This is a genomic window from Streptomyces sp. NPDC020965, assembly GCF_044333555.1.
GTDB lineage: Bacteria > Actinomycetota > Actinomycetes > Streptomycetales > Streptomycetaceae > Streptomyces.
The window spans coordinates 1,433,715-1,460,498 of sequence record NZ_JBIRRE010000001.1 but is presented as its reverse complement, the minus strand read 5'-3'; the positions used below and the strand labels follow the sequence as shown (position 1 = coordinate 1,460,498).

27 protein-coding genes, 1 tRNA gene and 1 riboswitch are annotated in these 26,784 nt (G+C 69.7%); of the genes, 20 read left to right on the top strand and 8 right to left on the bottom strand.

From position 1 onward, the window contains the following. The first annotated feature begins 130 nt into the window (after positions 1 to 130). A complete protein-coding gene (locus ACH4S7_RS06345) occupies positions 131 to 868 on the top strand; it encodes an RDD family protein (RefSeq protein WP_398519883.1) in 738 nt (245 codons plus the stop codon). An 89-nt stretch (positions 869 to 957) separates the two neighbouring features. Here ACH4S7_RS06345 and ACH4S7_RS06340 read toward each other — a convergent pair whose 3' ends face one another. Next, entirely contained in the window at positions 958 to 1,209 is a 252-nt protein-coding gene (locus tag ACH4S7_RS06340; protein ID WP_398519882.1) for a hypothetical protein, read from the bottom strand. A gap of 485 nt (positions 1,210 to 1,694) precedes the next feature. Between ACH4S7_RS06340 and ACH4S7_RS06335 the strand changes: the two genes are divergently transcribed. After that, positions 1,695 to 4,112, top strand: a complete 2,418-nt coding sequence (locus ACH4S7_RS06335) for an immune inhibitor A domain-containing protein (RefSeq protein WP_398519881.1) — start codon at positions 1,695 to 1,697, stop codon at positions 4,110 to 4,112. Between the two features lie 123 nt (positions 4,113 to 4,235). Next, positions 4,236 to 4,553 carry a hypothetical protein gene (locus tag ACH4S7_RS06330; protein WP_398519880.1) on the top strand — a complete coding sequence of 106 codons (318 nt, stop codon included), beginning with the start codon at positions 4,236 to 4,238 and terminating at the stop codon, positions 4,551 to 4,553. A gap of 15 nt (positions 4,554 to 4,568) precedes the next feature. Here ACH4S7_RS06330 and ACH4S7_RS06325 read toward each other — a convergent pair whose 3' ends face one another. Together ACH4S7_RS06325 and ACH4S7_RS06320 are read right to left on the bottom strand one after the other, a co-directional pair. After that, positions 4,569 to 5,156 (bottom strand): nicotinamidase, encoded by a 588-nt coding sequence (locus tag ACH4S7_RS06325; RefSeq protein ID WP_398519879.1) that lies wholly within the window; start codon positions 5,154 to 5,156, stop codon positions 4,569 to 4,571. A 365-nt stretch (positions 5,157 to 5,521) separates the two neighbouring features. After that, positions 5,522 to 6,850 (bottom strand): nicotinate phosphoribosyltransferase, encoded by a 1,329-nt coding sequence (locus ACH4S7_RS06320; RefSeq protein WP_398519878.1) that lies wholly within the window; start codon positions 6,848 to 6,850, stop codon positions 5,522 to 5,524. Between the two features lie 146 nt (positions 6,851 to 6,996). On the opposite strand from ACH4S7_RS06320, the gene clpS reads away from it, so the two are divergent. The 11 genes from clpS to ACH4S7_RS06265 all read left to right on the top strand — a co-directional run bounded on the left by clpS (position 6,997) and on the right by ACH4S7_RS06265 (position 16,461). After that, positions 6,997 to 7,311 (top strand): ATP-dependent Clp protease adapter ClpS, encoded by a 315-nt coding sequence (clpS, locus tag ACH4S7_RS06315; RefSeq protein WP_190125735.1) that lies wholly within the window; start codon positions 6,997 to 6,999, stop codon positions 7,309 to 7,311. After that, on the top strand, positions 7,311 to 7,907 hold the full coding sequence (locus ACH4S7_RS06310) for a DUF2017 domain-containing protein (protein WP_398519877.1): 597 nt from the start codon (positions 7,311 to 7,313) through the stop codon (positions 7,905 to 7,907). The genes clpS and ACH4S7_RS06310 overlap by 1 nt, the downstream gene beginning before the upstream one ends. A gap of 648 nt (positions 7,908 to 8,555) precedes the next feature. Further along, positions 8,556 to 9,998 carry an amino acid permease gene (locus ACH4S7_RS06305; RefSeq protein ID WP_398519876.1) on the top strand — a complete coding sequence of 481 codons (1,443 nt, stop codon included), beginning with the start codon at positions 8,556 to 8,558 and terminating at the stop codon, positions 9,996 to 9,998. Between the two features lie 102 nt (positions 9,999 to 10,100). After that, positions 10,101 to 10,532, top strand: coding sequence for a Mov34/MPN/PAD-1 family protein (locus ACH4S7_RS06300; protein WP_398519875.1), 432 nt, complete (start codon positions 10,101 to 10,103; stop codon positions 10,530 to 10,532). A 114-nt stretch (positions 10,533 to 10,646) separates the two neighbouring features. Next, positions 10,647 to 10,806: riboswitch (cobalamin riboswitch) on the top strand. A gap of 43 nt (positions 10,807 to 10,849) precedes the next feature. Then, positions 10,850 to 11,836 (top strand): ABC transporter substrate-binding protein, encoded by a 987-nt coding sequence (locus ACH4S7_RS06295; RefSeq protein WP_398519874.1) that lies wholly within the window; start codon positions 10,850 to 10,852, stop codon positions 11,834 to 11,836. After that, positions 11,833 to 12,849 (top strand): FecCD family ABC transporter permease, encoded by a 1,017-nt coding sequence (locus tag ACH4S7_RS06290; protein ID WP_398519873.1) that lies wholly within the window; start codon positions 11,833 to 11,835, stop codon positions 12,847 to 12,849. Before ACH4S7_RS06295 ends, ACH4S7_RS06290 begins: the two co-directional genes overlap by 4 nt. A gap of 167 nt (positions 12,850 to 13,016) precedes the next feature. Continuing rightward, positions 13,017 to 13,781 carry an ABC transporter ATP-binding protein gene (locus ACH4S7_RS06285; RefSeq protein ID WP_398520051.1) on the top strand — a complete coding sequence of 255 codons (765 nt, stop codon included), beginning with the start codon at positions 13,017 to 13,019 and terminating at the stop codon, positions 13,779 to 13,781. Between the two features lie 66 nt (positions 13,782 to 13,847). Beyond that, the gene (locus ACH4S7_RS06280; RefSeq protein WP_398519872.1) at positions 13,848 to 13,952 is read left to right on the top strand and encodes a putative leader peptide; all 105 of its coding nucleotides are present in this window, start codon (positions 13,848 to 13,850) and stop codon (positions 13,950 to 13,952) included. A gap of 115 nt (positions 13,953 to 14,067) precedes the next feature. Further along, positions 14,068 to 14,346 (top strand): MoaD/ThiS family protein, encoded by a 279-nt coding sequence (locus tag ACH4S7_RS06275; protein WP_398519871.1) that lies wholly within the window; start codon positions 14,068 to 14,070, stop codon positions 14,344 to 14,346. Between the two features lie 5 nt (positions 14,347 to 14,351). Continuing rightward, on the top strand, positions 14,352 to 15,302 hold the full coding sequence (locus tag ACH4S7_RS06270; RefSeq protein ID WP_398519870.1) for a PLP-dependent cysteine synthase family protein: 951 nt from the start codon (positions 14,352 to 14,354) through the stop codon (positions 15,300 to 15,302). 406 nt (positions 15,303 to 15,708) lie between these two features. Beyond that, the gene (locus tag ACH4S7_RS06265; RefSeq protein WP_398519869.1) at positions 15,709 to 16,461 is read left to right on the top strand and encodes an MBL fold metallo-hydrolase; all 753 of its coding nucleotides are present in this window, start codon (positions 15,709 to 15,711) and stop codon (positions 16,459 to 16,461) included. A 209-nt stretch (positions 16,462 to 16,670) separates the two neighbouring features. Here ACH4S7_RS06265 and ACH4S7_RS06260 read toward each other — a convergent pair whose 3' ends face one another. Together ACH4S7_RS06260 and ACH4S7_RS06255 are read right to left on the bottom strand one after the other, a co-directional pair. Next, positions 16,671 to 17,936: a PTS transporter subunit EIIC gene (locus ACH4S7_RS06260; RefSeq protein WP_398519868.1), complete on the bottom strand. Its 1,266-nt coding sequence runs from the start codon at positions 17,934 to 17,936 to the stop codon at positions 16,671 to 16,673. Between the two features lie 583 nt (positions 17,937 to 18,519). Next, complete coding sequence (locus ACH4S7_RS06255) at positions 18,520 to 19,821, bottom strand: PTS transporter subunit EIIC (RefSeq protein WP_398519867.1); 1,302 nt, start codon at positions 19,819 to 19,821, stop codon at positions 18,520 to 18,522. Positions 19,822 to 20,067: 246 nt separating this feature from the next. Here ACH4S7_RS06255 and ACH4S7_RS06250 point away from each other — a divergent pair, with 246 nt between their 5' ends. From ACH4S7_RS06250 to rdgB, 4 genes are all read left to right on the top strand, one after another. Next, positions 20,068 to 20,301: a glucose PTS transporter subunit EIIB gene (locus ACH4S7_RS06250; protein WP_398519866.1), complete on the top strand. Its 234-nt coding sequence runs from the start codon at positions 20,068 to 20,070 to the stop codon at positions 20,299 to 20,301. Between the two features lie 189 nt (positions 20,302 to 20,490). Continuing rightward, the gene (gene rph, locus ACH4S7_RS06245) at positions 20,491 to 21,231 is read left to right on the top strand and encodes a ribonuclease PH (RefSeq protein WP_398519865.1); all 741 of its coding nucleotides are present in this window, start codon (positions 20,491 to 20,493) and stop codon (positions 21,229 to 21,231) included. 115 nt (positions 21,232 to 21,346) lie between these two features. Further along, the gene (locus ACH4S7_RS06240) at positions 21,347 to 21,730 is read left to right on the top strand and encodes a hypothetical protein (protein WP_398519864.1); all 384 of its coding nucleotides are present in this window, start codon (positions 21,347 to 21,349) and stop codon (positions 21,728 to 21,730) included. A 143-nt stretch (positions 21,731 to 21,873) separates the two neighbouring features. After that, a complete protein-coding gene (gene rdgB, locus ACH4S7_RS06235) occupies positions 21,874 to 22,476 on the top strand; it encodes an RdgB/HAM1 family non-canonical purine NTP pyrophosphatase (protein WP_398519863.1) in 603 nt (200 codons plus the stop codon). Positions 22,477 to 22,544: 68 nt separating this feature from the next. Here rdgB and ACH4S7_RS06230 read toward each other — a convergent pair. Next, positions 22,545 to 22,628: transfer RNA gene (locus tag ACH4S7_RS06230), tRNA-Leu, on the bottom strand. 45 nt (positions 22,629 to 22,673) lie between these two features. Beyond that, positions 22,674 to 23,141, bottom strand: a complete 468-nt coding sequence (gene bcp, locus ACH4S7_RS06225; protein WP_398519862.1) for a thioredoxin-dependent thiol peroxidase — start codon at positions 23,139 to 23,141, stop codon at positions 22,674 to 22,676. Between the two features lie 203 nt (positions 23,142 to 23,344). Between bcp and ACH4S7_RS06220 the strand changes: the two genes are divergently transcribed. Together ACH4S7_RS06220 and ACH4S7_RS06215 are read left to right on the top strand one after the other, a co-directional pair. After that, on the top strand, positions 23,345 to 23,692 hold the full coding sequence (locus ACH4S7_RS06220; protein ID WP_398519861.1) for a DUF3618 domain-containing protein: 348 nt from the start codon (positions 23,345 to 23,347) through the stop codon (positions 23,690 to 23,692). Positions 23,693 to 23,786: 94 nt separating this feature from the next. Beyond that, positions 23,787 to 24,143, top strand: coding sequence for a GroES family chaperonin (locus ACH4S7_RS06215; protein WP_398519860.1), 357 nt, complete (start codon positions 23,787 to 23,789; stop codon positions 24,141 to 24,143). Between the two features lie 58 nt (positions 24,144 to 24,201). On the opposite strand, the gene ACH4S7_RS06210 is transcribed toward ACH4S7_RS06215, so the two are convergent. After that, positions 24,202 to 26,676 (bottom strand): transglycosylase domain-containing protein, encoded by a 2,475-nt coding sequence (locus ACH4S7_RS06210; RefSeq protein WP_398519859.1) that lies wholly within the window; start codon positions 26,674 to 26,676, stop codon positions 24,202 to 24,204. Between the last annotated feature and the right edge of the window lie 108 nt (positions 26,677 to 26,784).

Sequence of the window (26,784 nt, the reverse complement as noted above, 5' to 3'; positions counted from 1 at the left end):
GACGAAGGGCGAAGGCGGCGAAACGGAAGGCGGACAGGAAGGCGCGTGGGCTCCCCCGACCGAGGGGCTCGGTCCCCCGAACGGCGCGTCAGCTTTTGCGGGTGGTCCCCGGCCGGGATGCACTGCCCTCATGAGCAACGATCAGCCGCCGCCCCCCGGCCCCGGGGGTCCCGAGGACGACCCCTTCCTCAAAAGGCCGCAGGAACCGGGCGGTACCGGAGGCCAGCAGCCGCCGCCGGGTGACCCGTACGGAGGCGGCGGTCCGCAGCAACCGCCCCCGGGGTCCCCGTACGGAGGCGGCGGCGGCCGGATGCCCCCGTACGACCCCAACGCCTATGGCGGCGGACCCTACGGCGGTGCGCCCGATCCGCTCGCCGGGATGCCTCCGCTCGCCGACTTCGGCAAGCGGCTGGCCGCGCGGATCATCGACGCGCTGATCGTCTTCATTCCGCTCGCGCTGCTCTCACTGCTCATCGGCGGACTGGGGGTCGGCTCCGACGGCAACGGCAGTTGGGACGACATCGCCAGTGAGGTGAACAGCGGCCGACAGTGGCTGTGGTCGCTGATCTCCCTGGTGGCGTACGTCGGCTACGACACCTTGATGGTGAAGAAGAACGGCCAGACCGTAGGCAAGCGTCTGCTGAAGATCCGGGTCGCCATGCTCAACGACGGCAGCATCCCGGACACCCGGTCGGCGCTGCTGCGCGCGGCCGTGCTCTGGGTGCCGGCGCTGCTCTGCTGCTTCTGCGTCTGGTGGATCGTCATCATCATCACGATCATCGCCGACAAGCCGTACAAGCAGGGCCTGCACGACAAGGCGGGACGGACCGTGGTCGTGATGGCCCCACCGGAGCCCGACCGGACGTAGGGAAGACGTAGGGCAGACGTAGGGATGGCATGGGGAGGGACGTAAGGGGATACAGAGCGCAGGGGTGATCCAGGAAGGGGTGGCGCGGCTCAGTGCCTGCGGGAGCCGTCGCCCACCCCGGCCGGTTCGCGCTCGGCAGGTGCCCGGGTGTCCGTCGAGGCCGCCCGCCCACCCCGGCCGATCGGCAGCGCGGCGACCAGCAGGCCGAGTGCCATCGAGGCGATGCCGATGGCGGCGACCCCGAGGCCGTGGGTGGTGCCCGTGAGCAGCAACAGGGCGAGTGCGGAGAGCACGACGGTCGCCGAACCGTAGGCGAGCTGTGCGGCAGTCGGACGCGGCATGGCGGTATCCGTCCTGGGGGCATGTCGGGACATGGTCGGGGATGTCTCTCAACATCACTCGCGACATCGGGGGATGTCTCGTAGCGCGGTCGAACGGTCACAAGCGCGGTCGAACGGTCACAGCGATCGAACAGCAAGCGCGGTCGAACAGTCACAGTCGAACGGTCACATGAGTCTACGAGCGTCCATGTCTTTCGGGAACCAGGGGTAAGCGCCGCATCACCCATGGTTCCGATGCATGAGGGGCGCACTGGGTCATGGCGTCACCCTGGCGGGCGGTTTTATGCGCCCGGCACGGGGGGAGGGCCACTGTCCGAATATCGGAACCGGGGTACTGCATAGTGCAGTTGGGGATTCCCCGTCAAGGACTGTCTTTTCCGGCCGCGCTGCGGTCGAATGCCGTCACTTGTGACGCGCGCGAGCTTCGCTCGGACGATCCCGTATATGGTCCGCGGCGAAGGAGCGCGGGGGAGGAAACCATTCAAGTGACCATGAAGCGAAGGACGATCAGAGCATCCGCTCTGCTCGTCGCGCTGGCCGCGACCACCGCGACGGCCTCGGCGTTCAGTACCGCTCAGGCGGGGAGCCAGGGGAATCAGGGGTCCCCGGCGATCGAGCGACAGGACCCGGCCACGCCGAAGGGCCATGTCGATCACGACCTGGACGGCCCCTTCACCAAGCAGCAGCAGCAACAGCGCCAGACCGCGCTGGAGCAGGTCATAGCCGGGGACGCGGTCGTGCAGCAGCGCGGCGCGTCCAAGGTCGTGAAGCTCGACGAGCGGAAGTACGTCGAGCTGGGGCGGGAGAAGACCGACAAGATCTTCACGATCCTGCTGGAGTTCGGCGACAAGGTCGACGACACGACGATGTACGACCCGGACGGTCCCGACGGACCCAAGCCGCCGGTCAAGAAGTACGGCGGTACCGCGGGCCCGGCGCACAACCAGATCGCCAAGCCGGACCGTACGGTCGACAACTCCACGGACTGGCGGGCGGACTACAACCGCCAGCACTTCACCGACCTCTACTTCGGCACCGGCAACGACGCCACCGGCAAGCCGAAGGAGTCCCTGAAGAAGTACTACGAGAAGGCTTCGTCGGGCCGGTACTCGGTCGCGGGCACGGTCTCCGACTGGGTCAAGGTCGACTACAACGAGGCCCGTTACGGCTCCAACTTCTGTGGCGCCTCGACCTGCAAGAACGCCTGGGACGCCGTCCGTGATGGGGTCAACGCCTGGGTCGCCGACCAGAAGGCCCAGGGCCGTACCGACGCCGAGATAAAGGCGGCCCTGGCCGAGTACGACGTCTGGGACCGTTACGACTTCGACGACGACGGCAACTTCAACGAGTCCGACGGCTACATCGACCACTTCCAGTTCGTGCACGCGGGCGAGGACGAGTCGGCGGGCGGCGGCGCGCAGGGCACCGACGCGCTCTGGGCGCACCGCTGGTACGCGTACGGCCCCGACGCCGGCCGGACCGGCCCGGGTCAGAACAGGGCGGGCGGCACCCAGATCGGTGACACCGGTGTCTGGGTCGGCGACTACACCGTCCAGCCGGAGAACGGCGGGCTCGGCGTCTTCGCCCATGAGTACGCCCATGACCTCGGTCTGCCCGACCACTACGACGACACCAACGCCGGCGAGAACTCCACCGGCTTCTGGACCCTGATGTCGTCGGGCTCCTGGCTGGGCACCGGCAAGGACTCCATCGGGGACCTGCCGGGCGATATGACCGCCTGGGACAAGCTCCAGCTCGGCTGGCTCAACTACACCAAGGCCAAGGCGGCGACGAAGTCGACGCACACCCTCGGGGTCTCCGCGTACAACACCAAGCGGCCCCAGGCCCTGGTCGTGACGCTGCCGAAGAAGCCGGGCACCACCCCTGTCGTGAAGCCCGCCGAGGGCGCCAAGCAGTGGTGGAGCGAGATGGGTGACCAGCTCAGGAACACCCTGACGCGTTCGGTGGACCTCACCGGCAAGTCCACGGCGTCCCTGGAGCTGTCGGGCTGGTGGGCGATCGAGAACGGCTACGACTACCTCTACACCGAGGTGTCCACGGACGCCGGAGCCAACTGGACCCCGCTCGACGGTACGGCCGACGGCAAGCCGATCACCCGTGACGCGAGCGAGCGGCCCGCGCTGACCGGCCGTTCGGGCGCGTACAAGAAGCTCGTCTTCGGGCTCGACGCCCACGCGGGCAAGAAGGTCGATGTGCGGTTCCGCTACCGCACCGACAGCGCCACGGCCGACAAGGGCTTCGCCGCCGACGCGATCACTGTCAAGGCGGACGGCGCGCCGCTCTTCGCGGACAACGCCGAGGGCGATGACGCGGGCTGGACCGCGAAGGGCTTCAAGCGGATCGGCGAGTCCGTCACCAAGGACTACGAGCAGTACTACATCGCCGAGAACCGCCAGTACGTGTCGTACGACAAGACGCTGAAGGCCGGCCCGTACAACTTCGGCTTCAAGGCGCCGAAGGACCAGTGGGTCGAGCGCTACCCGTACCAGAACGGTCTGCTGATCTGGCTCTGGGACACCTTCCAGCGGGACAACAACACCAGCACCCACCCGGGTACCGGACGGGTGCTGCCGATCGACGCCAACCCGACGCCGCTGAAGTGGTCCGACGGCACGCTGATCCGGAACCGGATCCAGTCCTTCGACTCGACCTTCAGCACCCGGCCGTACGACGGCTTCACGCTGCACCGGGCCGATGTGCCGACGCGGATCCCGGCGAAGCCGGGCAACCCGGTCTTCGACGACCGCAAGGGCGTCTACTGGTACGCCGAGAATCCGACGGCGGGTGTGAAGGTAACTGACACCAACACCAAGATCTCGATCGTGAATGAGCCGCGCAGCGGTGAAACGATCAAGGTGAAGGTCGGTCCGTCGACCAAATAATTGGTAAAGCACCAGGTCAGAGCATGATCGGCCGTCGCCCACTAGCGGGCGACGGCCGATCGTGTTTAGGTGCGTGGTGCCAGACCGTTATTGACACTACGTCTCACGGGGGAGTGGTTTCTTATGCCCGGCGGAGGTTTCAGCACCTTGCCGAACGGCCGTGTGGTCGTCGCGCTCAGCCTGCCCAACACCATCGGGGACGGCCATCCGGCCCGCTTCCTCGTCCACGCCGCGAACCGGTCCCGCGCCCTGACCAGGCTGCGGAACCTGGGGCTGCGCGCGGTCTACCTGCGGGGGAACGCGGAGCCGCCGACCCCGGACGAGATCACGGCCGTGCTGCACCACCCGGACGGCCTGCTCTGGCGGCGCCAGCCGCAGCGGGGTGCCGAGCTGTGGCATCCGATCAGGGCGCTGCTGAGCGAGCCCTCGCGACCCTACTGATCCGAGGGCGGGCGGTCAGACCAGCGGCTTGCCGGTCAGCTCCACGCCCGCGTCGCGGAGCTCCTCCAGCACCCGCTCGGTACGTTCCTTGGAGACGCCCGCCGTCAGGTCCAGCAGCACCCGGGTGGTGAAGCCCTCCCGGACCGCGTCCAGCGCCGTCGCCCGGACGCAGTGGTCGGTGGCGACGCCCACCACGTCGACCTCGGTGATGTCGTGGTCGCGGAGCCACTGGGTGAGCGTCGTGCCGTTCTCGTCGGACCCCTCGAATCCGCTGTACGCGGCGGAGTACGCGCCCTTGTCGAAGACGGCGTCGATCGCGCCGGACGCGACCGCCGGCGCGAAGTTCGGGTGGAAGCCGACGCCCTCCGTGCCCGCGACGCAGTGGGGCGGCCAGCTCGTCTCGTAGTCCGGGGTGTCGGAGAAGTGGGCACCGGGATCGATGTGGTGGTCACGGGTGGCGACGACGAGCTGGTACGCGGCCGGGACGGCCTGGCCGATCAGATCGGTGACGGCGGCGGCCACCTCGGCACCGCCCGTCACCGCGAGGCTGCCGCCCTCGCAGAAGTCGTTCTGTACGTCGACGACGATCAGTGCGCGGTGCATGGGGCTTTCCTTTGGCGGTATGGGGGGTGTTCGGCGGTATCGGGGAGACCGGGCGTCGGGGGCGTCCGGCGAGGTCAGCGGGTGGTGGGCCGGCCGAGGTGGGTGGCCACGGCCCCGAGCCTAGAGACTTCGGCGGCGGTACGGGAGGGAGCGCGTGGTGCGTCCCTCAGGGCGTCTCCGCACCACACCTACCCCGTACGTGGGCGTTCACCACACCGGACCCTGACCGATGGGCACCCCGGACCCTGACCGGTGGGCACCCCCGGACCTTGATCCGTGGGCACCCGACCCCCGGGCCGGCAGGTGCCCCGGCCCCGACCGGTGGGCACCCGACGCCTCGACCGAGGGCCCCCGGTGCCCCCGGCTCAGACGTATTCCGTGGGCAGCACCGGCTCGCCCCGGGAGAGCTGAATGGCCGACATCGGCAGCCCCGCGCGCGCCGCGATATGCCGGTCGCGGGCCGCGTCCAGCGTCTCCCGGGCGACGATCTCGCCGCCCTTGACCAGCTCCACCAGGAGCTGCCGGTCCGCCAGCCCCTCCGGTACGGGGCCGACGCCGACGACCTCCGCCTCCGCGACGCCCTCCGCGTCCAGCCGCCGCGCGGCCCACTTGCGCCCGCCGTGCGAGTACTTCGCGCCGAGCGACTTCTTCGCCACCGGCTCCAGCGGTGCCCCGGGGTCGGCCGAGCGGGCGCGGGCGACCAGTTTGTAGACCATCGAGCAGGTGGGGTGCCCGCTGCCGGTGACGAGCTGGGTGCCCACGCCGTACGCGTCGACCGGGGCCGCCGCGAGGGAGGCGATGGCGTACTCGTCCAGGTCGGATGTGACCGTGATCCTGGTGTCCCGGGCGCCCAGCTCGTCCAACTGCTGCCGCACCCGGTGCGCGACCAGCAGCAGGTCGCCCGAGTCGATCCGGACGGCGCCGAGGCCGGGGCCGGCGATCTCGACGGCCGTGCGGACCGCCTCCGTCACGTCATAGGTGTCGACCAGCAGGGTGGTGCCCCGCCCGAGCGAGTCCACCTGGGCCCGGAAGGCGTCCCGCTCGCTGTCGTGCAGCAGGGTGAAGGCGTGGGCGCTGGTGCCGACGGTGGGGATCGCGTAGCGGAAGCCCGCCGCCAGGTCGGACGTGGAGTCGAAGCCGCCGACGTACGCCGCGCGGGAGGCGGCCACCGCGGCCAGCTCATGGGTGCGCCGGGCGCCCATCTCGATCAGCCTGCGGCCGGCCGCCGCCGCCGACATCCGGGAGGCCGCCGCGGCGATGGCCGAGTCGTGGTTGAGGATGGAGAGGATCACCGTCTCCAGCAGGACGCACTCGGCGAAGCCGCCCTCGACGCGCAGGATCGGGGAGCCGGGGAAGTAGACCTCGCCCTCCGGGTAGCCGAAGATGTCGCCCCGGAACCGGTAGCCGGCGAGCCATTCCAGCGTGGGCTCGTCGACGATCCGCTGGTCCCGCAGGAAATCGAGGACGCCCGCGTCGAAGCGGAAGTTCTCCACCGCGTCCAGCAGGCGTCCGGTGCCCGCGACGACCCCGTACCGGCGCCCCTCGGGCAGTCGGCGGGTGAAGACCTCGAAGACCGAGCGCCGGTGGGCGGTGCCCGCCTTGAGGGCCGCCTGGACCATCGTGAACTCGTACTGGTCGGTGAAGAGGGCCGTCGAGGGGACGTCCACCGGCAGTCCCAGGTCCGTCGTGTTCACGGTCACGAGAATCGACCCCGCGCTTTCGTCTCGGCCGCCGGGGGGCATCCCGAGCGATCCAGCCATGGCCAGGATGCTACCCCACATTTCGTCAGAGTGACGAGATGGGATGTCCGTTTGTGCGATCCGCCCCCTTGAGTGGCAGCATGGACCAGGTGAGTGTTGCTCCCACAGAGATCGAACGTCCTGAATCGGCCGAGGAGACCTTCGCCGTTCCCGAGCCTGATGTGCCGTGGGTGACGCTCGTCCACAACGACCCCGTCAATCTGATGAGCTACGTCACCTATGTCTTCCAGGCGTACTTCGGATACTCCAAGGACAAGGCGCGCAAACTGATGCTCGACGTCCACCAGAAGGGCCGCGCCGTGGTCTCCAGCGGCAGCCGCGAGGAGATGGAGCGCGACGTGCAGGCGATGCACGGCTACGGGCTCTGGGCGACCCTCTCGCAGGACCGCAACTGATGCCGGGGCACTTCGAGCCGGCTCCCGGCGGTGGCGCGACCGTCGCGCTGGACGAGGTCGAGATCTCCATTCTGCGCTCGCTGGCCGTCCAGCTCATGGAGCTGATCGGGCCCGGCGACGAACCGGCCGAGGACGCGGACCCGCTGGCCGCGCTCTTCGCCGAGGGGCCGTCCGAGGCGCCGTCCGACCCGGCGCTGGCCCGGCTCTTCCCGGACGCGTACGCGGGTCCCGGTGCGGGCGAGGAGAGCGAGCGGGACGAGGAGCTGCGGACGGCGTCGTCCGACTTCCGGCGCTTCACCGAACTCGACCTGCGCTCGCGCAAGCGCGCCGACGCCCACCGGGTGGTCCAGGCCCTGGACTCGCTCACCCCTTCCGGGGAGGACGAGGCGGTGCTGAAGCTGACCGTCGAGGACTGCCGGTGCTGGCTCGGCGCCCTCAATGACCTGCGGCTGACCATCGGCACCCGGCTGGACGTGGCCGATGACGACGAGACCCTCTACCGGCTGCCGGACGACGACCCCCGCAAGCCCATGGTGATGGCCTACCTCTGGCTCGGGGTGCTCCAGGAGACCCTGGTCGAGACCCTGATGCCGTAGCGAGGGCATCGCCCCGGGTGCCCCGGGTGTCCCTGCCGCCCGTGGCGGCGGCACCGTCTCCGCGCCCGGGCCTGGACGCTTCGGAGCCCCTGGTGCCGTAGCGGTGGGACGGTCTGGGCGCCCGGGCTCGAGGCTCCGGGAGCCCCTGAGGCCGTGGCGGCGCCGCCTACGCGCGCCCGCCCCCGGGTGCTCCGGTAGACCCTGATGCCGTAGCGCCGGGGCGGTTTCCGGGTCGGGTCCCGCACGCTGGCGCATGCCCTCCGCACCCCCTGCCGGGGGCGCGCGACGGCATGTCCACGACCGGCCCGGGACCCGGACCTCACGGCGGCTTTCGCCCGTCTCCGTACGCTCAGCGGACGCTCAAATCCGGATAACGATCCCGTCACCACCCCCGCAGGGATTGTTGGGGTGGGTGCGTTTTGTCCGACTTTCCTTGTGGTGTGCACCACATTCTCCGTAGATGATCTCACTTAACGGCGTGATAGATCTGCACGACCGCCAGGGGCGCCACCCATGCCCCTGGAGGCGCTTGAACCGGCGGATCGCCGGTGGCACTCCATCCATATCCGGGGGGATCAGGACCTGATCCGCCTCCGCGCGCCGGGCGTCTGCGGAGAGCGGATCTGCATGGAGAAAGGGCGCACAACGATGACCACAGTGCGGGTCGACAAAGAAGACGGGCACGAAGGCGAGGGCGTCGCCGGACCATCGGGCGGTGGCGACAGCCAGGGCTACCACCGCGCACTAGGCGCCCGCCAGATCCAGATGATCGCGATCGGCGGAGCGATCGGCACCGGCCTCTTCCTGGGCGCCGGCAAGGCCATCTCCAAGGCCGGACCGAGTCTCATCCTGGCCTACGCCATCGCGGGCCTGGTGATCTTCTTCATCATGCGGGCGCTGGGCGAGCTGCTCATGTACCGCCCCGTCTCGGGATCCTTCTCCGAGTACGCGCGGGAGTTCATCGGCCCCTTCGCGGGCTTCGCCACCGGGTGGACGTACTGGCTCTTCTGGGTCGTCACCGGAATGACCGAGGTCACGGCGGCGGCGCAGTACATGACGTACTGGTTCGACATTCCCCAATGGGTCTCCGCGCTGATCTTCACGCTGATCCTCTACGGGGCGAACCTGATCTCCGTGAAGCTCTTCGGTGAGCTGGAGTTCTGGTTCTCCATGGTGAAGGTCACCGCCATCGTCGGCATGATCCTCATCTGTATCGGCATCCTCACTCTGGGCTTCTCCGACGCGGGCGACACCGCCTCCGTCTCGCTGCTCTGGAGCGACGGCGGCTTCTTCCCCAAGGGCATCGGCGGCACGCTGATGACGCTCCAGATCGTGATGTTCGCCTTCCTCGCCGTCGAGCTGGTCGGTGTCACGGCGGGCGAGTCCAAGGACCCCGAGAAGACCCTGCCGAAGGCCATCAACACCGTGCCGTGGCGGATCGCCGTCTTCTACATCGGCGCGCTGACCATGATCCTGTCGGTGGTCTCCTGGACCAACTTCCAGCCGGGCATCTCCCCGTTCGTCGCCGCCTTCGACAAGATGGGCCTCGCCGTCGGCGCGGGCATCGTCAACTTCGTCGTCCTCACGGCCGCGCTCTCCTCCTGCAACTCCGGTATGTACTCCACCGGCCGGATGCTGCGCGACCTGGCGCTCAACAGCCAGGGCCCGAAGGTCTTCACCCGGCTGACCAAGAACGGCACCCCGCTGATCGGCACGACCTTCTCGGCCTGCCTGATGATGTTCGGTGTCTGGATCAACTACCAGTGGCCCGGTGAGGCATTCAACAAGATCGTCTCCTTCGCCACCATCTCCGGTATGTGGGCGTGGGTGATGATTCTGATCAGCCAGATCCGCTACCGGGCCAAGGCCGACCGGGGCGAGCTGCCGCAGTCCACCTTCAAGGCTCCCGGCGCGCCCTGGACGAGCTGGTTCGCGCTGGCCTTCATCGGCATGGTGGTCGTGCTGATGGGGATCGACAAGGACGCCAGGGTCTCGCTCTACTGCGCGCCGGTCTGGGCGCTGCTGCTGGGTGTGTCGTATCTGATGCTGAAGCGGCGGAACCCGGACGGCACGGCCTTCGCCAAACGCTGACCGGCCGGCAGGTGCCCCCAGCCGGAGGGCCCGGTGTCCGGCATGCGGACCGCCCCGTACCACTCCTCGGTACGGGGCGGTCGCCTGTCTATCCTGATCGGCATGTTGACGCTCACCCAGGTTCTCTTCGACAAGATCGTGGCGCATGCCCGCGCCGACCACCCCGACGAGGCGTGCGGCGTCGTCGCCGGCCCTGAGGGCACCGGGCGCGCCGAGCGCTTCATCCCCATGCTGAACGCGGCCCGCTCGCCCACGTTCTACGAGTTCGACTCGGCCGACCTGCTGAAGCTCTACCGGGAGATGGACGACAACGACGAAGAGCCGGTGATCATCTACCACTCGCACACCGCGACCGAGGCGTACCCCTCCCGTACGGACATCACCTACGCGAACGAGCCCGGCGCCCACTACGTCCTGGTCTCCACCGCCGACAGCGACGATGTGGGGTCCTTCCAGTTCCGCTCGTACCGCATCGTGGACGGCGAGGTCACCGAGGAGGAAGTGAAGATCGTCGAGCGGTACGCGGAAGTGTGAGACGGGCGGTACGCGGAAGGGCACGGCGGGCGGTACGCGACAGTGTGCGGCGGGCGGCGGGTGCTGGGCATCAGGGGGTGCGGCGAGTGGCGCGGCGGGCAGTAGGCGGGGGCGTGAAGATCGTCGCGCGGTGGTCCGGGGCATACTGACCCCCGGACCAACTGAACAGGGCGGCAGGACCCAGGAAGCCGGTGTGAATCCGGCGCGGTCCCGCCACTGTGACCAAGCGTTCCCGCTTGGCAGCCAGGAACTGACCCGCCGCCCTTCTCCCACCATCTAGGGGACGTGGAAATCCCCGGAGGAGGCCGTACCCCGTCATGTCCAGGCGCCGTTCCGCACTCATAGCCGCCCTGCTGCTCCCGCTCCTCGCCGCCACCACCGCCTGCGGTGCGGGCGACGACGACAAGAGCGAGAAGGGCTCCGACGCCGCCCAGCCGGGCGCCTCGTTCCCGTACACCGTCGACAACTGCGGTGTGAAGACGACCTATCGGGCCGCCCCCGAGCGGGCCGTCACCATGAACCAGCACGTCACCGAGATCATGCTCGAACTCGGTCTGGCGAAATCCGTCGTCGGCACCGCCTATCTGGACGACGCGGTCCTCCCGCGCCACAAGAAGGCGTACGACGCGATCCCCGTCCTGGCCAAGGAGTACCCCTCCAAGGAGAAGCTCCTCGCCGCCAACCCCGACTTCGTCTACGGCGGCTACGGCAGCGCCTTCGAGGCCAAGGACGGCCGCACCCGCGAAGAGCTGAAGAAGTCCGGCATCGACACCCGTCTCAACCTGGAGTACTGCACCAAGAAGCGGACCACCGTCGACGACCTCTACCGCGAGGTCGAGGAGATCGGCCGCACCTTCGGCGTCGGGCCCCGCGCCCAGGAGTGGATCGCCGGCGCCCGCGCCACGCTCGCGAAGACCGGGGAGTCGCTGAAGGGCCGCGCCCCGGTCCCCGTCTTCGTCTACGACAGCGGCGACAAGACCGCCTTCACGGCGGGCGGCAAGGGCATCGGCAATGAGCTGATCACCCGTGCCGGCGGGCGCAATGTCTTCGCCGACCTCGACAAGTCCTTCGGCGACGCCACCTGGGAACAGGTCGTGGCGCGCAAGCCCGAGATCGTCGTCATCTACGACTACGGCGCCACCACCGTCGAGCAGAAGAAGAAGCGGCTGCTGAACGACCCGGTGCTGCGCGACGTCCCGGCGATCAAGAACAAGCGGTTCGCCGTGCTGCCGCTCTCCGACGCCGTGCTCGGGGTGCGCGCACCCGACGCCATCGCCAAGCTCGCGGGGCAGATCACCCGGTGAAGTCGCGCCTCCGCTACGGAGCCGTGGTCGTCGCGCTGCTGATCGCCCTCGCGGTCGCGGTCGTCGCGGGCCTCGGCCTCGGCTCCGTACGCATACCGCCCGGGCAGGTCATCGACGCCCTGCTGCCGGGCGCCGAACCCAGCCCCTTCCGCACGATCATCATCGACGTACGGCTGCCCCGCGTCCTCCTCGGCGCGCTCGTGGGCGCCGGGCTCGCCGTCGCCGGCACCGTCCTCCAGGCCCTCGTCCGCAACCGGCTCGCCGACCCGTTCCTGCTCGGCATCTCCTCCGGCGCGTCCACCGGGGCCGTCACCGTCCTCGTCCTGGGCATCGGCACCACCACCGCCGTGGCCACGCCAGCCGGGGCGTTCGTCGGGGCGCTCTGTGCGCTCTTCCTCGTCTACGGGCTGGCCAGGCGCGACGGCGCGATGACCGGCACCCGGTTGGTGCTGGCGGGCGTGACCGTCTCGTACATCTTCACCGCGCTCACCACCCTCGCCCTGGTGGCGTCCGCGCGGCCGGAGCACTTCCGGGAGGCCCTCTACTGGTCGCTCGGCGGTCTCGGCAGCGCTCGTTGGGACAGTGTGCTGCTGCCCGCGATCGTCCTCGGGTTCGCCCTGCCGCTGCTGCTCGCGCTCGCCAAACCGCTCGATCTGCTGCTGGTGGGGGAGGAGGGCGCCACCGTGCTCGGGCTGGACGTGGCCCGTTTCCGTGCCGCCGTCTTCGTGCTCGTCTCCCTGGTCACCGCCGTGCTGGTGGCGGTCAGCGGCGCGGTCGGCTTCATCGGTCTGATCGTGCCGCACGCCGCCCGGCTGCTGGTCGGGGCCACCCACCGGACGCTGCTGCCGGTCGCGGCGCTCGGCGGGGCGGTCGCCCTGGTCGTCGCCGATCTCGGTGCCCGTACCGTCGCGTCCCCGCAGGACATTCCCGTCGGAGTGCTGACCGCGCTGCTCGGCGGGCCGCTGTTCCTGTGGCTGATGCGCTCCCGTACCGCGAGAGGAGCCGTCCTGTGAAGATCGGCGAACCCCGTAAGCCGGGTGAGTCCGCTGAGCCTGGTGAGCCCGGTGGACCCCGTGAGCCCGGTGGGCCCCGTAAGCCAGGTGAGTCCGGTGAGTCCGGTGGACCCCGTGCGACTGACGAGTCCCCCGGGAGCGGTGGGGCACGTCCGGTGAGCGCCGCGCTGTCCCTGACCGGCATCGGGTACGAGACCGACGGCCACACCCTCCTCACCGATGTCGGCCTCGACGCCCGCCCCGGTGAAACCGTCGGCCTGGTCGGCCCCAACGGCAGCGGTAAGACCACCCTGCTCCGCTGCGTCTACGGCACCCTGCGCCCGACGGCCGGCCGCGCCCTCATCGACGGCGACGATCTGGTCGCCCTCGGCCCGAAGGCGCGCGCCCGGCGGGTGGCGACCGTCCCGCAGGACACCCGGGGCGAGTTCGAGCTGACCGTGCGCGAGATCGTCGCCATGGGACGCGCCCCGCACCAGCGGTTCTGGGAGCAGGATTCGGCGGCCGACGACGCCGTCGTGGCCGAGGCACTCGCCCGGCTGGCCATCAGCGACCTCGCCGACCGGGCCTTCCCGTCGCTCTCCGGCGGCGAACGCCAACGCGCCCTGGTCGCCCGCGCCATCGTCCAGCGGCCCGCCCTGCTCGTCCTCGACGAGCCGACCAACCATCTCGACATCCGATACCAACTGGAGATCCTGGGCCTGATCCGGACCCTCGGGATCACGAGCCTGCTGGCGCTGCACGACCTCAACCTGGCCGCCTACTACTGCGACCGGCTCTATGTCCTGAAGGCCGGCCGAGTCGTCGCGTCCGGTGCCCCCAAGGAGGTTCTGACCTCGGAGCTTCTCGCCGATGTCTATCAGGTGGACGCGGAGGTCACGGTCCACCCGGTGACCGGAGCCCCCACTATCACCTACCTCCCGTCCGCATGGTGAGCTGAGAAGGTCCGCGATGCGAGACGGTATTCCGGAACCGTGACCGGGAATCGTTACGATGAGCGCATGGTTCTCCACGGCATGAGCGACAAGACGCCCAGCGGCACCGTGCTGCTCGTGGCGCGGCTGCATGTCGACCTGTGCCGCCTCGCCAGCGCGATCTGTATCTGAGCGGTCGGCTCTCCGACGTACGACCCCCTCGCGCGGGGGCCCGAGCCGCGCGCCCACTGTCATCGAGCGGCCCGGCACGGCCGGGCCGCCCGACCTTTCGACTGGAGCCCACACCATGGCCATCGAGGTCCGCATCCCGACCATCCTCCGCACCTACACCGACGGCGCCAAGGCCGTACCGGGCAGCGGGAACACGCTCGCCGAGCTGCTCGCCGACCTCGAAACCCGGCACCCGGGCATCCAGGAGCGCATCGTGCAGGGCGAGGAGCTGCGCCGCTTCGTGAACGTCTACCTCAACGACGAGGACGTCCGCTTCCTGGACGGCATCTCCACCAAGCTGACCGACGGTGACAGCGTGACGATCCTGCCGGCCGTCGCCGGTGGAATGCACTGATACCGATGCGTTACGACTCCCCGCTCGCGGCGATCGGCAACACCCCGCTGGTCCGCCTCCCCCGGCTCTCCCCGTCGGACGACGTCCGCATCTGGGCCAAGCTTGAGGACCGCAATCCGACCGGATCCATCAAGGACCGCCCGGCGCTCCGCATGGTCGAGCAGGCAGAGAAGGACGGCCGGCTGACACCCGGCTGCACGATCCTGGAGCCGACCTCCGGCAACACCGGCATCTCGCTGGCGATGGCGGCGAAGCTCAAGGGCTACCGGATCGTCTGCGTGATGCCCGAGAACACCAGCGACGAACGCCGTCAGTTGCTCGCCATGTGGGGCGCGGAGATCATCTCGTCACCCGCGGCCGGGGGCTCGAACACCGCGGTCCGGGTCGCCAAGGAGCTGGCGGCCGAGAACCCGAGTTGGGTGATGCTCTACCAGTACGGCAACCCGGAGAACGCGGGCGCGCACTACGCGACGACGGGCCCGGAGATCCTGGCCGACCTGCCGTCGATCACCCACTTCGTGGCGGGCCTCGGCACCACGGGCACCCTGATGGGCGTGGGCCGCTTCCTGCGCGAGAACGTCCCGGGCGTACGGATCGTCGCGGCCGAACCGCGCTATGACGACCTGGTCTACGGGCTGCGCAATCTGGACGAGGGCTTCGTGCCCGAGCTGTACGACGCCTCGGTGCTCACGACCCGCTACTCGGTCGGCTCGGCGGACGCGGTCACCCGCACCCGTGAGCTGCTCCAGCAGGAGGGGATCTTCGCAGGGGTCTCGACGGGCGCCGCGCTGCACGCCGCGATAGGCGTCGGGAACAAGGCCGTAAAGGCGGGCGAGGCCGCGGACATCGTCTTCGTGGTGGCCGACGGGGGCTGGAAGTACCTCTCCACGGGGGTGTACACCGCGCCGACCACGGAGGCCGCGATCGAGACCCTTCAGGGTCAGCTCTGGGCCTGAGCCCGGGACAGCGGTGCGGAGCGGGGCCGCACCACCGGGCCGGCGACGGGGGCCGGGACCTGGTCACCGGGTCGGGGCCGGTGCCGGGTCGGGGAGATGGCGTTGACCCGGAGGATTGCCGGGGCCGGGCGGTGCGAGGGCCGGGGCCTGATCGGGTCGGTGCCGGGGGGCCGGCTCTGACCGGGGCCTGACGGGTTCTGGTGGCTCCGCGCGGCGGAGCAGGGCGGGGAGGCGGCGGCGCGCGCTCCCCGCCTTCGGCGTTTTCACGCCCTCCGAATCAGTGACAGCACAGGTGAGTTCGCCCACACCCCCCACTCCGGAGGAGCGGCCACCCCTTTTGCGCTTTACGCTCATCGGACCGCACGCCCCACCCCCAGCCCTCCCCGTCAACGGAGGTTCCAGCTCCATGAAGCTCACCGTCGTCGGCTGCTCGGGGTCGTTCCCGTCCGCGGAATCGGCCTGTTCGAGCTACCTCGTAGAGGCCGACGGCTTCCGGCTGCTCCTCGACATGGGCAATGGTGCCCTCGGCGAGTTGCAGCGTCACATCGGTCTCTATGACCTCGATGCGATCTTCCTCAGCCATCTGCACGCCGATCACTGCATCGACATGTGCGGATATTTCGTGGCCCGCTACTACCGTCATACGGGCGGTCGCTGCGGCGCCATCCCCGTCTACGGGCCCGAGGGCACCGAGCAGCGCCTCACCACCGCGTACGCGGACACGCCATCGCCCTCCGCGATGAGCGAGGTCTTCGACTTCCACACCCTCAAGCCCGGCAGCTTCGACATCGGCCCGTTCTCGGTCCGTACGGAACGCGTCGCCCACCCCGTTGAGGCGTACGGCGTCCGGTTGGAGCACGGCGGGCGGACGCTGACCTACTCCGGTGACACGGGGGTCTGCGAAACGCTGCACGAACTGGCCGAGGGGGCGGATCTCTTCCTCTGCGAGGCGTCCTTCACCCACGGCAAGGAGGACGTGCCCGGCCTTCACCTGAACGGGCGCGAGGCGGGGGAGCAGGCGCGGGACGCGGAGGTGGGGCGGCTGGTGCTGACCCACATCCCGCCGTGGACGGACGCGGCGCGGAATCTCGCGGACGCCCGCGCGGTCTACCGGGGCCCGGCTGAGATCGCCAGGACCGGGACCGTGTACGAGGTGTGAGGCGGCGGGCCGTCCGGTGGCGCACCTGACGCCCGGTCTCCGCCCGGTGTCGTACCTGCCACCCGGTCTCCGGACGCGGATGACGAGACCGCCCACGACGAGACCGGCATATGGCAAGACCCGCCCATGACGAGCCCCGCCCATGACGAGACCCCCCGCACCGTGGGCGACACAGTGCGAGGGGTCCGCGGACCGGCATCCGGCAGGGGCTACTTCGCCTCCGCCTTCTGGAGCTCGGCCAGCTCGTCGTCCGACTCCCGGCCGGGAGTCGGCAGGTTGAACTTGGTGATCGCGAAGCGGAAGACCACGTAGTAGACCGCCGCGAAGCAGAGACCCACCAGCACCAGGAACCACGGCTTGGTCGCGATTCCCAGATTCAGCAGGAAGTCCACCGCTCCGGCCGAGAAGCCGAAGCCGTCCTTCATGCCGAGGGCCCAGGTCAGCGCCATGGAGACACCGGTCATCACCGCGTGGAAGGCGTACAGCACCGGGGCGATGAACATGAAGGTGAACTCGATCGGCTCGGTCACACCGGTGACGAACGAGGTGAGCGCGAGCGAGAACATCATGCCGCCGACGATCTTCCGGCGCTCGGGCCGGGCACAGTGCACGATCGCCAGGCACGCGGCCGGCAGGGCGAACATCATGATCGGGAAGAAGCCGGTCATGAACTGTCCGGCCTCCGGGTCACCGGCCAGGAAGCGCGCGATGTCGCCGCTGTTGCCCTCGTACTCACCGGCCTGGAACCACGGGAACGAGTTCAGCAGGTGGTGCATCCCGACGGGGATCAGCGCACGGTTGGCGACACCGAAGATGCCCGCGCCCGCCGCGCCGGAGCCGACCAGCCACTCACCGAAGTTGTGCAGACCGGTGCCGAGGACCGGCCAGATGAAGCCGAAGAGGATACCGAGGAAGAGACCCGCGAAGGCGGAGAGGATCGGGACCAGTCGGCGGCCACCGAAGAAGCCCGCCCAGTCCGGCAGCTTGGTGCGGTAGAAGCGCTGGTAGAGCAGGGCCACCACGAGGCCCATCACCACACCGCCGAGGACCTTCGCGTCCACCGGGGCGTCCTGCATGACCACCTTGCCGTCGACGGCGGCGGCGACCTTCGGCAGGTTCTCGTCCGTGAACGTGGCCAGCACGTGCTTGAAGACGAGGTATCCGGTGACGGCCGCGAGAGCGGTCGAGCCGTCGGACTTCTTCGCGTAGCCGATGGCGATACCCACGGCGAAGAGCAGCGCCATGTTGTTGAGGATCGCGTTGCCGCCGGCCGACATGTAGCCGGCTATCTCGGTGAAGAACGACGGGAAGGAATCCCGCCCGAGCATGTCGTCCTGACCGAGACGGACCAGGAGTGCGGCGGCGGGCAGCACGGCGACCGGCAGCATGAGGCTGCGGCCGATGCGCTGCATGACTGCCATCACACCCGCGCCCTTCTTCTTACCGGCCGCGGGGGCGGCACTTGCCGTGGACATCACAATCCTCCAGGGGAGCAAGGCGCCGCCGGGGGAGTGTTCTGGGGGCGACGTCTCAGGGGGAACGCGGCTGGGCCGCGTGGTCTAAACCACTGAGTGGTGTAGACCTTTGTAGCATGTTCGACATAGATAAGGAACCTGCGAATAGTAAGGAGTTAGAGAGGGTTCCTGTGAATTAACCGCGAGGGACAAAGGGCGTCATTCACGTCGCTATCCCGGCCAGTTGGCGCTTTCCGATCCCGGTCGGGGGCAGTGGTCGGGACGGTTGGTCGCGGAGGGTGTCCCGATGGCGACGGAAGGCGTTCGGGGAGGGATTCCGGGGGTGGCGGTCGGCCTCGGGGAATGGCCCCCGCGGGGTGGCGGACGGCCCCGGGGAACGACCCCGCGGTGCGGCGGACGGTGACCGGGTGTGAGTGACCGGGCGCGGAATCCGAGCAGGGCGGGTGGCGGCCCGGGTGCGTGTCAGGACGTCGCTCACGGGTGTCCCGGACGTGGCGAAGGGGCCCGGAAGGCCCTGATGTCAGGACCGTCCAAGCCCCATTCTCCCGGCGGCGGCGCGGGTGCGCGCTCCCCGGTCGCGCGGCTACTTGATGTTGTCGCGCTCCAGTTCCGCTTCGATCTCCTTGGGCTCCCGGCCCGGCGTCTGAATGTTGAATTTGATGATCGCGAACCGGAAGATCGCGTAATAGACCACCGCGAAACAGAGCCCGATGGGAATGATCATCCAGGGCTTTGTCGCCAGACTCCAGTTGATGACGTAGTCGATCAGACCGGCCGAGAAGCTGAAGCCGTCCTTCACGCCGAGCGCCCACGTCACCGCCATCGACACGCCCGTGAGCACCGCGTGGATCGCGTACAGCGCCGGGGCGACGAAGAGGAACGAGTACTCGATGGGTTCGGTGATGCCGGTGACGAACGAGGTCAGGCCCACCGACAGCATCAGACCGCCGATCTCCTTGCGCCGGTGCGGATGGGCGCAGTGGGTCATCGCCAGACAGGCGGCGGGCAGCGCGAACATCATGATGGGGAAGAAGCCCGTGGTGAACTGACCGGCGTTCGGGTCGCCCGCCAGGAACATCGAGATGTCACCGTGCACCACCGTGCCGTCCGGCTTGGTGTAGCTGCCGAGCTGGAACCAGATCGGCACATTCAGGAACTGGTGCAGGCCGATGACCAGCAGCGCCCTGTTCGTGATGCCGAAGATGCCCGAACCCCAGGCGCCCAGGTTCACCAGCCAGTCGCTGAAGCTCTCCAGGCCGCTGCCGATCGGCGGCCAGACCCACAGGCAGAGGGCCGCGAAGAGGATCGCGACGAACGACATGATGATCGGGACGAGCCGGCGGCCGTTGAAGAAGCCCAGCCAGTCCACCAGCTTGGTGCGGTGGTACCGCTGCCAGAAGTAGGCGGCCAGCAGCCCCATCACGATGCCGCCGAACACCCCGGGGTTCTGGTACTCGAAGGCCGTGGTCGCGCCGTCGGGCGCCTGGCAGCCCACCTTCGCCGCCAGGGCGTCGCCCAGGCAGGGCTTGGGGAACTGGCGCAGCACGTTGTAGTAGACGAGGAAGCCGGCGACCGCAGCGAGGGCCGTGGAGCCGTCGGCCTTCTTCGCCATGCCGATAGCGACACCGACGCAGAACAGCAGCGGCAGCCCGATGTTCGGGTCGAGCAGCGCGCCGCCCGCGCCGGCCATGACCTTTGCGACGTCGTTCCAGCCGAGACCGTCCTTGCCGAAGACGTCGTCCTGGCCGAGCCGGTTGAGGATGCCCGCCGCGGGCAGCACCGCGATGGGTAGCTGCAGGCTGCGCCCCATCTTCTGGAGCCCCTGGAAGAAGGTGCTCCACGGGGAGGGCCCGGCCGTGGCTGCGGCGGCGCTCTCTCGGCTCATCGGCGTCCTCCCGGATCGGCGGGTTTGGCAGCTGTAGCAGACTGGTGTAGACCAGTTGTGATGCGGCTCCGGGGCCGGCCCGTGGCGGGGAGCACCGGTGGTCGTCATCATTCGGTACCGGGCGGTTACTCGCCCGCGAAGATGGGCCAACCGTGCGTTACCGTGACAAAGCGGACCAGTGGTGGGCCGACGCAGCGCCGAGCGTCCCCCCGGCTGGGGACGCCCTTGAACCGCAGGGAGAGAAACATGGCCAGCAAGGCTGAGAAGATCGTCGCCGGGCTCGGTGGGATCGAGAACATCGAGGAGATCGAGGGCTGCATCACCCGCCTCCGTACCGAGGTCATTGACCCGGAGAAGGTCGACGAGGCCGCGCTCAAGGCCGCGGGCGCCCACGGCGTCGTCAAGATGGGCACCGCGATCCAGGTCGTCATCGGCACCGACGCCGACCCGATCGCCGCCGACATCGAAGACATGATGTGAGCCGCTGACACCGGCCCGCTGAAAGAGCGGCTCGCCGAAGCGCACCTGCTCGTTGAAGCACCTGCATGCTGAAGCACCTGCTCGCTGAAGACCGGCCCGTCCCGGCCGCACGGCCCGTTACGAGCCACCGTGGAGGGCCCGGTTCCGCACGGAACCGGGCCCTCCCACGCAGCCGATAGGCTCATGGCCATGGATCGAATCGACGGCCGCACCCCCGAACAGCTCCGCCCGGTCACCATCGAACGCGGATGGAGCAAGCACGCCGAGGGCTCCGTCCTCATCTCCTTCGGTGACACCAAGGTGTTCTGCACCGCCTCCGTCACCGAGGGCGTGCCGCGCTGGCGCAAGGGCAGCGGCGAAGGCTGGGTCACCGCCGAGTACTCGATGCTGCCGCGCGCGACCAACACCCGCGGCGACCGCGAATCCGTCCGCGGCCGGATCGGCGGTCGCACCCACGAAATCAGCCGACTCATCGGCCGCTCGCTCCGCGCCGTCATTGACTTCAAGGCCCTCGGCGAGAACACCATCGTCCTCGACTGCGATGTCCTCCAGGCCGACGGCGGCACCCGCACCGCCGCCATCACCGGTGCTTATGTGGCCCTCGCCGACGCCATCACCTGGGCCCAGGGCCGCAAGCTCGTGAAGGCCGGCCGTAAGCCGCTCACCGGCACCGTCGCCGCCGTCTCCGTCGGCATCGTGGACGGCGTCCCCCTCCTCGACCTCCGTTACGAGGAAGACGTGCGCGCCGACACGGACATGAACGTCGTCTGCACCGGCGACGGCCGCTTCGTCGAGGTCCAGGGCACCGCCGAGGCCGAGCCCTTCGACCGCGCGGAGCTGAACGCCCTGCTCGATCTGGCCAGCGGCGGCTGCGCCGACCTCGCCGCGCTTCAGCGCGCCGCCCTCGCGCCTACCGAAGCGACCGACTGACCTGGTTGGGTCCTTGATTGTTGAAAGCAACCAAGGACGCCCCCGGCGGCGTCGTTACTGGCACGGGCGCACGGGCCGAACCGTGCGCCCGGCCGCATTCGGGAGGGACAGTTCCATGCCTGCGCGTCGACGCATAGCACTCACGCTCGCATCCGCCGCTCTGCTCGTGCCGTTAGCCACGGGGTGCAGTGACCTCGACAAGGCCATCGACTGCGTGGAGACGGCGGAGACCCTGGTCAAGAACGTCGAGAACCTCACCGAGGCATTCACCGCGGCGGGCGAGGACCCCACCAAGTCGGGGGAGGCCCTGGACGCCATCGACAAGGCGCTCAAGGACCTCGACGACAAGACCGACAACGCCGATCTCCGCAAGGCCGTGGACGAGCTGAAGGACGGCATCGACAGCGTGCGCAAGGACGTGGAGGGCGGCGACTCGACCCCCCGCCTCAACCCCCTCACCAGCGCCACCGACGAGATCCGCAAGGTCTGCTCCCCCTAGCCCGTGTAGCCCCGGTCCGGTCGGGCCTCGAAGCCCGCCCCGGACCGGAGCTGATGACCTCCCGCCCCGCCCCGAGCCGCGTCCCGGTGGACCCGGCCCGGGGGCGGGCTCGGGCCCGGGCCGGGCGGCCGGATAATCGCGGTATGAACCGTCTCGTCCTCGCCACCCGTAACCACGGGAAGATCATCGAACTCCGGGCCATCCTCGCCGCCGCCGAGCTGCCGTACGAACTCGTCGGCGCGGACGCCTACCCCGAGATCCCCGACGTCAAGGAAACCGGCGTCACCTTCGCCGAGAACGCCCTGCTCAAGGCGCACGCCCTGGCCCGGGCCACCGGTCTGCCCGCCATCGCCGACGACTCCGGCCTCTGCGTCGACGTCCTCGGCGGCGCGCCCGGCATCTTCTCCGCCCGCTGGGCCGGCACCCACGGCGACGACGGCGCCAATCTGCGGCTGCTGCTCGCCCAGCTCTCCGACATCGCCCCCGAGCACCGGGGCGCCCAGTTCTTCTGCGCCGCCGCGCTCGCCCTCCCCGACGGTACGGAGCGGGTGGTCGAGGGCCGGATGCCCGGAGTGCTGCGCCACGCCCCGGCGGGGGCGAACGGCTTCGGCTATGACCCGATCCTCCAGCCGGAGGGCGAGGACCGGACGGCGGCCGAGCTGAGTCCGGACGAGAAGAACGCGATCAGCCACCGCGGCAAGGCGTTCCGGGCACTGGTCCCGGTCCTCCGCGAACTGGTGGGTTGACCCCGGGCGCGCTGGTGGGATGTACGGAGGGCGCGACACCCTTCCCGGGTGTCGCGCCCTTCACGCGGTGCGGCCGGAGGGACTCGAACCCTCACGGGTGTTACCCCACTGGGACCTAAACCCAGCGTGACTGCCAATTCCACCACGGCCGCGCGTGCGCCCATCGTAGTGGGCGCCCGGTCGCGGCCGGACGCGGGTCAGATCCCGAGGTCCTTGATGATCTTGGCTACATGGCCGGTCGCCTTCACGTTGTAGAAGGCGTGCTCCACCAAGCCCTTCTCGTCGACCACGACGGTCGACCGGATGACGCCCGTCACGGTCTTCCCGTACAGCTTCTTCTCGCCGAAGGCCCCGTACGCCTCCAGCGTCGCCTTGGACGGGTCACCGACGAGGGTGACCTTCAGGCTCTCCTGCTCGCGGAACTTCGCCAGCTTCTCCGGCTTGTCGGGGGAGACGCCGATGACGTCGTAGCCGGCGTTCGCGAGCAGCTCCAAGTTGTCGGTGAAGTCGCACGCCTGCTTGGTGCAGCCTGGAGTGAGGGCGGCGGGGTAGAAGTAGACGATGACCTTACGGCCCTGGTGGGAGGCGAGCGAGATCTCGTTGCCGTCCGCGTCGGGCAGGGTGAAATCGGGGGCGGTGTCGCCGGGCTTGAGTCGCTCGCTCATGGTTCTCTTCTCCTCGTCGAGCCGTGCGGGTGTACGCCGACGAGCGTAGATCCTGTCCGGGTGGGAGCGCTCCCGAAGCGGCGTGGTCCCCGGCCGCGGGGCGGCGGCACGCCGGTCGGACGGTGACTTCGCGTCCGCGATCCAGGGGTGCCGTGGGGTGCGGAGGCTATGGAGCTGACAGACTGTGGAGGTAAGGGCAAACCATGACCACGGACCACGGAGGCAGCGCGGTGTCGGACGCGAGGACCCCTGCGCAGATCGAGGCGGACATCGTCCGCCGGCGCGACCAGCTTGCCGAGACGCTGGACGAGATCGGTGTGCGCGTGCACCCCAAGACGATCGTCGGCGACGCCAAGGCGAAGGTCGCGGAGACGGTGGACCGTACGGCGGGGCGGGCCTATGTGGTCGTGCACCGCACCCTGTCGGACGTCCGCGCCGGCTTCGTCTCGGACGACGGCGCGCCACGGCTGGAGCGGGTCGTCCCGGTGGCGCTGGTGGTCGTGAGCGTGGTGGGGCTGCTCGCGCTCTCCACCCGCAAGCGCAGGGTCTGATTCGCCCCGGGCGCGGGCTACCGCGCCCCCGCCGGGGGAGGCGCGGAACACCGTGCGGGAGTACGGAACGCGTCGCGGCAGGTAGGTTCGGTGCGTGAGCGCCAACAGTCATGAACACAGCACCCAGCACGACAAGCTCCCCATCCGGATGCTGCACGACCGTGTCCTGGTGCGGACGGACATCCCGGAGGGCGAGCGGCGCTCCAGCGGCGGCATCGTCATCCCCGCCACCGCGGCCGTCGGCCGTCGGCTCGCCTGGGCCGGAGTGGTCGCGGTGGGGCAGAGCGTCCGGACCGTGGAGCCGGGGGACCGGGTGCTGTACGACCCCGAGGACCGTGCCGAGGTCGAGGTGCGGGGCGTGGCGTACGTACTGATGCGGGAGCGCGATCTGCACGCGGTGGCCGCCGACCGCTTCCAGGGCTCCGAGGACTCCACCGGCCTCTACCTCTGACCCGCGCGGACGGTCCACGCCTCCGCCGAGGGGGGTGAGCAGGGCGACCGCCGCGGGGTCACCGACCCACCGGGCGGCGCCCTCTCCTGACCCGGGCGCCTCGAACACCGGTCCCACGCCCCCGACGACCGGGCTCACGCTCGCGACGACCGGGCCGCGGCGCCCGCCGTGGCCCGGCGGCTGTCGGCGTACTCCCCGGTGCCGGTCCCGGCTCCCCCGGTCCCGTACCCCCGCCGATCGATCCGCCCACCGATCCGCCGATGTCCCCGCCGCCCTCCGTCAGACCGCCGATCACCGCGTCCCCGCCCGCGTCGGTGGCCGGGCCGCCGCTGTCCGCGCCACCGTCGGCGCCGGTGGGCGCCGAGCCGTCCGGGCCGACGCCGTCCGTCGGCGACTCACCGACGCCGGGTGTCGGACCCGGTGTCAGGTCCGGTGCCGTGCTCGGTGCCGGTCCGGTGGGTCCGGTCCCGGTGGCGGACTCCGACGAGCTGGGCGAATCCGACGGCACACCCTCCTCCGGCACCCCCGCCTCCAGCTCCAGTTCGAATTCCACGATCTCGGTCCCCTCCAGCGCCGCGCCGGTGAACTGCCCCCAGATCCGGGCCGGCGCGCCGCCGCCGTTGATCCGGGGCAGACCCATCGCCCCGTACAGCGGTTTCTGCACGCCGGTCTCCGGGTCCTGGCCCATCACGGCGACCACGGTGGCGAGTTCCGGGGTGTATCCGGCGAACCAGGCGGCCTTGTCCTCCTCCGCCGTACCGGTCTTCCCGGCCGCGGGGCGGCCCGCCGACTGGGCGGCGGTCCCGGTGCCGTCGTCCACGACGCTCCGCAGGATGGAGGTGGTGGTGTCGGCGGCCCGCCGGCTGACGGCCTGTCCGGCGTTCCGCTTCGGCAGCCGTACGCTCACCCCGTCCTTGGAGACCTTGGCGACCAGGGTGTACGTGCCGTGCCGGCCGTGGTTGGCGAGGGTCGCGTACGCCTCGGCCATATCGAGCACGCTGGCCGTGGCCGGTCCGAGCGCGATGGACGGCGACGCGTCCAGGTCCGGGGTGCTCGTCGGCAGCCCCAGATCGATCGCGGTCCGCCGCACCCTGGCCGGGCCGACGTCCATCGCCATCTGCGCGTAGACCGCGTTCACGGACTTGTCGGTGGCCTCGGTGACGGTGATCGGACCGTACGAGGTGTTGTCCTCGTTCTCCGGGGCGTACGGCTTGCCGCTCCAGCCCTGGACCGTACGCCGGTTGGTCCCGTCGTAGAGCGTGTACGGGGTGATGCGGCGCCCGTCCTGGGTGCGGGAGCCGTTCTCGACGGCGGCGGCGAAGACGAACGGTTTGAAGGTGGAGCCGACCTGGTAGTCGCGGCGGGTCGCGTTGTTGACGTACTGCCGGGTGTAGTCGACACCGCCGTACATGGCGACGACCCTCCCGTCGGACGGATCGATCGACGCGCCACCGACCCGGACATTGCGGTCGGCCTTGCGGTCCGGGTCGAGTTTCGACATGACCTGGTCGTCCACCGCCTTGGTGAACGCGTTCTGCTTGAGGCGCTCCAGGGTGGTGGTGATCCGGTACCCCCCGGCGGCGAGGGTGCTCTCGTCGAGGATCCGGTGTGCGGTCAGATAGTCCTCGACGGCCTGCACGATGTAGCCGCGCTGCCCGGCGAGCGCGGTGGCGGGCTTCGCCCGCTGGGGCGTGGGGAAGGTCATCGTCGCCCGCGCGGCCGGGGTCAGCCACGCCTCCTTCACCATGCCGTCGAGCGTGTAGTTCCAGCGGGCGAGCGCGGCGGCGGTGTTCTCGGGGTGGGTGGTGACGTCGTACGCGCTGGGGGCGTTCAGCAGCGAGGCGAGGTAGGCGCCCTGGGCGGTGTCGATGTCCTCGATGTCCCGGCCGTAGTAGGCGTGGGCCGCCGCCTGGATGCCGTACGCGTTCCGCCCGAAGTAACTGGTGTTGAGATAGCCCTGGAGGATCTCGCTCTTGCTCTGCTCCCGGCTCAGCTTGATCGCGATGAAGAACTCCTTCCACTTCCGCGTCAGCGTCTGCTCCTGGCCGAGGTAGTAGTTCTTCACGTACTGCTGGGTGATGGTGGAACCGGACTGTTTGCCCTTGCCGGTGAGGGTGTTCCAGGCGGCCCGGACCATCGCCTTGGGGTCGACCGCGCGTTCGGAGTAGAAGTCCCGGTCCTCGGCGGCCAGGACGGCGTGCTGGACCGGCAGCGGGATCTGCGCGAGCTGGACGTTCTCCCGGTTGATCTCGCCGTCGCGGGCGAGCTGGCTGCCGTCCTCGTACAGATAGACATTGGACTGGGCGGTGGCGATGGCGTTGGCGGGCGGGATGTGGACGAGGGCGTAGCCGGCGAGGAAACCGCCGATCAGCAGGAGGGCGACGAGCAGGACCGCGCCGAGCACCATCCGCCAGGTGGGCAGGAGTCGGCGCAGTCCGGTGCGCCGGCCGCCCTCCGTCCCGGGTTCCGCACCCGGTCCGGACGCGGTCGCGTCCCTGGGGGTCCAGCCCTGTCGCCACGGCTCCTCGCTCATCTGCCCATAGTGCACTTTAAGGACGGATATCCTCCGGACCTTCAGCCATAAATACCTCGCGGGGCGGCCACCACCGGTACTAGGGTCAGGCGCTTTGGTGCCATCAGG